5 protein-coding genes are annotated in these 7,097 nt (G+C 40.2%); 1 reads left to right on the top strand and 4 read right to left on the bottom strand.

Annotated elements, in window-relative coordinates; genetic code table 11:
• Positions 1-120: 120 nt before the first annotated feature.
• Positions 121-1,077, bottom strand: a complete 957-nt coding sequence (gene hutG, locus J7J00_RS15630; protein WP_214791985.1) for a formimidoylglutamase — start codon at positions 1,075-1,077, stop codon at positions 121-123.
• Positions 1,078-1,200: 123 nt separating this feature from the next.
• Here hutG and J7J00_RS15625 point away from each other — a divergent pair, with 123 nt between their 5' ends.
• A complete protein-coding gene (locus tag J7J00_RS15625) occupies positions 1,201-2,103 on the top strand; it encodes a LysR family transcriptional regulator (RefSeq protein WP_214791983.1) in 903 nt (300 codons plus the stop codon).
• A 137-nt stretch (positions 2,104-2,240) separates the two neighbouring features.
• On the opposite strand, the gene ggt is transcribed toward J7J00_RS15625, so the two are convergent.
• From ggt to J7J00_RS15610, 3 genes are all read right to left on the bottom strand, one after another.
• Positions 2,241-4,316: a gamma-glutamyltransferase gene (gene ggt / locus J7J00_RS15620; protein ID WP_214791981.1), complete on the bottom strand. Its 2,076-nt coding sequence runs from the start codon at positions 4,314-4,316 to the stop codon at positions 2,241-2,243.
• Between the two features lie 209 nt (positions 4,317-4,525).
• On the bottom strand, positions 4,526-6,520 hold the full coding sequence (locus J7J00_RS15615; RefSeq protein ID WP_214791979.1) for a TRAP transporter permease: 1,995 nt from the start codon (positions 6,518-6,520) through the stop codon (positions 4,526-4,528).
• The gene (locus tag J7J00_RS15610; protein ID WP_214791977.1) at positions 6,513-7,019 is read right to left on the bottom strand and encodes a DUF1850 domain-containing protein; all 507 of its coding nucleotides are present in this window, start codon (positions 7,017-7,019) and stop codon (positions 6,513-6,515) included. The genes J7J00_RS15615 and J7J00_RS15610 overlap by 8 nt, the downstream gene beginning before the upstream one ends.
• Positions 7,020-7,097: the final 78 nt, after the last annotated feature.

Below are 7,097 nucleotides of genomic sequence, written 5' to 3'. Positions count from 1 at the left end.
CATGCCGGGCGCACAAAAAGACTGTCCATGAATGATTCATGGACAGTCAGGATCTGTCAAAGGTTTTTCGCTTCAATACCGATAATTGATTATGGAGATGGCATTGAGGAAAGCCATTTATTATTTAAAATGCAGTAAAACCTCATTTATTAAATGTGCTGCCAATGTAACGGTTTTATTATTTTCGTCCAACGAAGGATTCAATTCCGAGATATCAAAAGAGAGGATCTTTTCATTCGATACGATATGCCTGATAATGGCACGGACCAATTTCGGATTCAGTCCAAACGGCGATGGAGCACTTACCCCAGGTGCGTAGGCTGAATCAATAACGTCTGTACATAATGTAAGAATAATGTAGTCATATTCCTTAGCGAAATCATTTATCCGCCGCTTAGTTTCATCCATTTCGTTCAATAATAAATCTTCTTCCAAAATGTAGTCGACCTTACTTCTCTCGGCAGTTTCAAACAGTGCCTTCGTATTCCCCTGCTTCTGAATTCCGATACATAAATAGCCACAACTTTGATCTTCGTCCAAAATCTGCTTAAACATCGTTCCTGATGAACTTTCTTTTTCATAAGGCCTCATATCAAAGTGAGCGTCAATATTAATGATCCCCAATCTAGCTTTTGGTCCAATGGATTTCCTAATCCCAAGATAATGGCCATACAGGGTTTCGTGCCCTCCCCCAAGTATGATAGGAATCGCTTTACTCTCCAATATCCGGGTAACAGCCGATCCCAGTTGGGATTGGGCGGCCTCCATCTCTGTACCTTCACATATTACATCGCCAGCATCCACCAGCTCGGTTTGGGAGGGTAAATGACAGGGTAATTTTGCCAATGACTGCCTAATATGATCAGGCCCCTCTGCAGCACCAATCCTGCCTTTATTCCTTTTGACGCCTTCATCACATTTGAAGCCAATCAATCCAAAGGTACTTGATGCATTGGAAGAGATGGCTAATTCCGAAATCGGTGCCAAACGTACTCTTTGGTGGTATCTGAAGCTGTCCATGTCAGATTGGGAATCAATTCTTCCATTCCAATATTTTAAAGTCGGATTTGTATACATAATTTCTCCTTTATTTAAAAAATTCCGAAATATCTTTTTTCAAAATTATATATGAGATAATATATAATTACCAATACAAAATTTCAATATATCTATAGTTTAAAGCTATAGAAAGGAGAATATATGGATCTTCGTCAACTTCGATATTTCACTACAATTGTCAGGGAAAAGAATTTCTCAAAAGCGGCAAAAATGCTGCATATATCACAACCTTCCCTAAGTAATGCCATAATGAAATTAGAAAATGAAGTTGGTTTTCAGCTTTTGGAACGCAATACAAGGGGGCTTGAGCTTACGGAAGCAGGGGGAATTTTTTATACGAGATCTGTTGATCTGTTAAGAAGATTCGATAATATGCAAGTGGAGCTTAAGGAAATGAAGGATGTTGGAAGCGGAACCGTATCAATAGGTTCCATAGAATCATTCAAATTTTGGTTCCCGAAGATAATCAAGAATTTTAAAATCAATTATCCTAATATTCATATAAAAGTCAGGGAAATATTAGGGGAAGAAAAGGTTTTCGATTCGTTAAATCGGTATAATGTTCATTTCACCATCACGAACCAGCCCATCAACAACGATGAAATTCTGTCCACTCCCCTTTATAATGAAAAGTTCATGCTTTTGATCCATAAAGATGACGAGTTAAACGAAAAAGAGTCCATCACTTTCCAAGACATAGCAAAGAAAGAATTGATCATCAGTACAATTGGATTTCAAACAAGAGATGATATCTTAAGAGCATTTAAGGGTGAAAATGCAATTCCCAATATCCTATATGAAATAGAAAGGCTTGAAACGGCTTGCAGTTTGGTGGAAGCAGGGCTTGGGGTTACAATTTTACCGGAAAACTATATAAGATCCGCTGCAACCCCCAATACTGCAATTCGCGCGATCGATTCGAATTATTTGGAAAGGACTGTTTACCTGGCTTATTTGAAAGATCGATATCTGTCTCCTGCGGTATGTAAGTTAATCGAGGACATACATAGCTTTTTTAAGGGTGATGTTAGAAACGGTGACTAAAAAAATCCAACAGTAATGACAAAAAAACATTCCCCAAATGCACATTGCACAAAGGGAATGTTTGATTAAATGCTCTGGCCATTTTCCTTATTAACATCTTGCTAGAGGAATTTCATTCTATATTCTTCAGGGTAAAATTAATTCGTGACACTGCCATCATCATCTGGATCTTCAATATCCGCCGGGTCTTTTTCCAGTAGTGCCTCTTTGTCTTTTTCGTTCCATTTTGCTTTATATCCTAATGATTGCGCTACTCTTAACACCGGTAGATACGATTTTTTATCTGGTTTAAATGTTTCTAAGTCCCCTGTTCCAATTGCACCCAAACCAAGTAACAATTTGTCTGATTGGATATAGGGTTTTTCATCTATCAGTTTCATTTGTTCAGCTGTATAAGGATAAACGGCTCCATTCACTTTTAAGGTAAATGGTCCCTTTTTTTCTTCTTTTATTTCTTTTGGCTTTTTCGATTTATAGGAAACATTATACACTCCTTGAACAGTTCCTTCTCTCGTATTATCGGCTCCTCCATACATTTTCCCCTTTTCATAATCATAAATAACAGCTTGCACATTTCCGATATGCTGGGGTTTTTCTTCATAAACATGGCCTTTTGCCATTAACTCCAACCTAGTATTTTGTTCAATTCCCGGTTCCCATCTAACTGTCGGATATCCAGCGGAATAAATACGTGGCGCTAAAATAGCATCTTGAATTGGCATTTTATGATCAAGCACGTTCATAATCGTTTCAGATACAGATGCTATTATCGTCGCTCCCCCAGGTGAACCAATGGCCATGAAGGGATTGCCATCTTTTAATACGATGGTCGGGGACATACTGCTTCTTGGTCTTTTTCCTGGTTCCACCTGATTAACTCCACCCGGTGTTGCATCAAAATCCGTCATTTCATTATTTAGCATGAATCCATAATCAGGTACCATGATACCTGATCCGAATACTTGCTCGATTGTAGTCGTATAAGCAACCATATTTCCCCATTTATCCATTACAGAAAAATGGGTTGTTTGACCGATCGGTGTTTTCTCCTCTTTTACCTTTTTCATTGGAGTGGGTTCTTTGCCCTCATACTTCCATGGATCGCCTGCTTTGACATCAGCTGTTGATCTATTTGGTTTGATGAGTTTTCGTCTTTCTTTAATATAATCTTCATCCAATAGTCCTTTTGTAGGTACATCATAAAAATCTTCATCTGCCATATAGGCAGCTCGATCGGCAAAAGCAAGATGCATGGCTTCCGTGAGATAATGAAGATACTCAGGTGTGTTCGCCCCCATCTTTTGTACATCGAATCCTTCCATAAGCTCCAGGATTTGTAGAACGGTCAAACTGCCTGAGCTTGGTGAAGCTGCCCCTACCACTTCAAATCCCCTATATTCCGATTTAATCGGCTCTCTTTCTTTCACTTCATAGTTTTGCAAATCCTCAGTTGTCATCGTTCCTTCACGCTTTTGAACTTCTTTGGTAAGGGCTTCCCCGATTTCACCTTTATAAAAAGCCTTGGAACCTTGTTTTTTTATTAACTTAAGAGTCTTTGCCAGATCTGGCTGAACGAGAGTGTCCCCCTCTTCCAATGGCTTTCCGTCTGGTACAAAAACTTTTGCAGCCGCTTGGTTATTTTTAAGCTTTGTTACATTTTCATCGATATATTGTGCTGTTGCCCAATTGACTCTTACCCCTTGTTCAGCTTGTTTAATGGCCGGTCCTATGACTTGTGATAATTTCAATGTTCCATATTTCTCAAGAGAAGTCTCTACACCCATAAGAGTTCCAGGAACAGCAACCGCTTTACCAGATGTGTGCCGCTTACTAAAAGGAACAGGTTTTCCCTTTTCATCTAAAAAAAGTTTAGGCGTAACATTTTGCGGTGCCATTTCGCGATTTTCAATCATCGTTATTTTATTTTCCTTTTTATTATAAATCATGATAAAACCACCGCCACCGATTCCAGACATCATTGGTTCAACCACATTTAACGATAATTGAATGGCTGCTGCTGCATCGACAGCGTTTCCACCTTGTTTTAATATCTTTATGCCCGCTTCAGCTGCTAACGGGTGGGAAACTGATACGATACCTTTTGTTGCTCCCTTTCCCATTGACCCATCCACTCCGGGGACACTTGCAAAAGCTGGTGTGATCATACAAAAGAAACTGAAAGTAACTAAAATAAAACTTTTTAAAAATTTCATGAATTAGTCTCCTTTCAAAATAAAACAGATTAGGTTTTTTTTATAAGGCAAGTGGATATACGAGCAGATGTCTATAGTAGGAATATGCTGGTTGTCTCGATATAAAAGCAGTCTGCACATTCCCTGCTCTCTTTGATGATTCACTTCAAAAAATCACCCCCCCAAATGGTACAACACTAACCTTTACTTCAGGATTGATATTCGAAGACTTAATTTTTCTCTATGCTTTGCTTATGTTCCAAGATGTTGGGGCTGTCGTGATTGCCACTCTTCCAAAGATATTGTAAAGACAGCAATACGATAAATGCAGATACCCCAATGATGTCCGATATCGTTTCAGGATAGATTAATAGTAAACCAACGATTATAGAGAGGACTCTTTCCAACCAGTGCATCCCCCTCATCCAGTAACCTATAACACCCGCACCAATTGCAATCATGCCGGCCATTGCTGTAAGTACGATCCAGGCAACCTCCATCCAAGTTGTATCGATCATCAGCATTTGTGGGGAGAGAACAAAAATATATGGAATGATAAATGCGGCGATTGCAAGTTTTGATGACTCAATTCCCGTTTTTATCGGTTCACCGCCTGCCACCCCTGCCGCTGCAAATGCCGCTAATGCAACTGGAGGAGTTATATCTGCTATAATGCCAAAATAGAAGACGAATAAATGTGCAGATAAGTCAGGAACACCAAGCAAAATGATTGCAGGTGCTGCAATCGTCGATGTGATTACATAATTGGCGGTCGTAGGTGAACCCATTCCTAAAATAAGTGCCGCTACCATCGTTAGCATCAATGTTGGAATCAAATATCCGCCAGACAAATCGATCAAACCATTAGCCAGCTTCAGCCCTAATCCAGTTTTCGTAACGATTCCTACAATAATGCCGGCTGCTGCGGTTGCGGCTGCAACCGCAAGGGCCGTTCGAGCTCCATCCACCAATGCATAAATGATATCGATGAATTTCATGCGGACATCCTTGTTTATGAATCCTACAAGAACCGAGATAGCAATGGAATACAGTGCTGCATGTGTAACCGTAATATTCAGCATGAGCAAGAGGATAATGGCAAGGATCGGTATTAGTAAATAAAATTTGCCGAACACTTCCTTCTTACTTGGCATCTCTTCTTTCGTTAATCCACGCAGCCCAAGTCGTTTCGCTTCAAAATGGGTCATGATCCAAATTCCTGAAAAGTAAAGGATAGCTGGAATCGCAGCCGCCTTTGCTATATCCCAATACGTTATTCCATTCCCAATGAACTCAACCATTAAGAATGCCGCTGCCCCCATTACCGGAGGCATCAATTGACCGCCTGTCGAAGCGGCCGCCTCCACTGCCCCTGCGAATTCCTTCTTATAACCAAGATTTTTCATCATCGGTATCGTAAATGCTCCTGAAGTGACAACATTAGCTACAGAGCTTCCGCTAATCGTTCCTTGAAGAGCACTTGAAAAAATCGCAACCTTTGCAGGTCCCCCTATCCTTCTGCCGGCAATGGCGGTTGAGAGATCATTGAAGTATTGACCGACACCTGTTCGGACTAGAAAGGATCCAAACAGTAAAAATAGGAAGATGAATGTCGATGACACCGCTAACGGAGTACCTAAAATGCCCTCTGTCGAGAAGAACATCGATTGCACCAAACGTTCCAGAGTTAAACCGCGATGAGCGAGGAATCCTGGCATATACTGTCCAAAAATCCCATAGAAAATGAATAATAAAGCAATGACCATAATGGGAAGCCCTACTGCACGCCTGGTTGCCTCCAAAACCAGGAGAATGGCCATTAAACCAACCGTGAAATCCAAAGCCCCCAAACGTCCGACATTCATGACGATATCCTCGAAAAATAAGGGCCAATATGCACCAACCCCGATACTCAGGATCGCTAAAATGATATCGTACCAGGCAATTTGAAACTTTCCTTTCTGACGCTTCTTCCGGTTTGCAGGAAATAGTAAAAAAACCAGGGAGAGTGCAAACCCTAAATGTATCGTCCGTTGGATTTGTGCTGTAAAAACGCCAAAAATAGCAGTATATAATTGAAATAACGAAAAAGCCAAGAGTCCAAAAAACGCAATGTGGCCCAAGACACCAGTTAATTTCCTTGTCCCGGCTTCTGGATCATATTTTTCCAATAACTCCTGTTGTTCTGCTTCGGTTAAATACTTCGTTTTTTCTTGATCAGCCACTAATTCTCACTCCCTTCAACTGTTCCCATAAAGAAATTCTTTCTGATGAAATCCTGACCCATGTCCCTGGTTTAATAAAGTCTGCCAATGTGTATGTTTTTTCATCATATATTAAACGATGGTTAGCTCTGACTTGTCCTACTCGTAAATCTATATAGGCGAAATTGCGATTCATATTTTTTATGAAGTAGGTACCGTCTTTCTCTTCGAATACTTCGTCCCCCTCTGCATTAGAAGGCATACCGACTGCAAAATCATGATAAGAAAGTTCGGTCTGTTCGATTTGCTTATCCGATAAACGATATGATTCCAAAACATCCGTTAGGTGGATGGAGTGTGTATACTTAATCTTGAATTCTTTTTCTTTTTTCAATGGAAAGTATGCGACTAATTCCCCTTGGTCCTCGAAGGAAAAGGCAATTACATGCTTATATGGAATAAATAATAAAATAGCGATGATCAGAGGTATACCAAAAGCCATGAATCTCGTGAATTTCATAGGTACCCCTTTCAAAACCTGAAATCCCATTCAGAAAAAACGAAGCCGATAGTCCACTTAAAGCGAGCTACCGACCCA

It is taken from the genome of Bacillus sp. ISL-4 (assembly GCF_018613275.1).
Taxonomy (GTDB): Bacteria; Bacillota; Bacilli; order Bacillales; family DSM-1321; genus Peribacillus; species Peribacillus simplex_E.
This window is presented reverse-complemented; position numbering and strand designations above follow the sequence as displayed.

Coding starts and splice junctions, on each gene's coding strand:
- hutG (WP_214791985.1), bottom strand. CDS start 1,077: ATGTATACAAATCCGACTTTAAAATATTGGAATGGAAGAATTGATTCC.
- J7J00_RS15625 (WP_214791983.1), top strand. CDS start 1,201: ATGGATCTTCGTCAACTTCGATATTTCACTACAATTGTCAGGGAAAAG.
- ggt (WP_214791981.1), bottom strand. CDS start 4,316: ATGAAATTTTTAAAAAGTTTTATTTTAGTTACTTTCAGTTTCTTTTGT.
- J7J00_RS15610 (WP_214791977.1), bottom strand. CDS start 7,019: ATGAAATTCACGAGATTCATGGCTTTTGGTATACCTCTGATCATCGCT.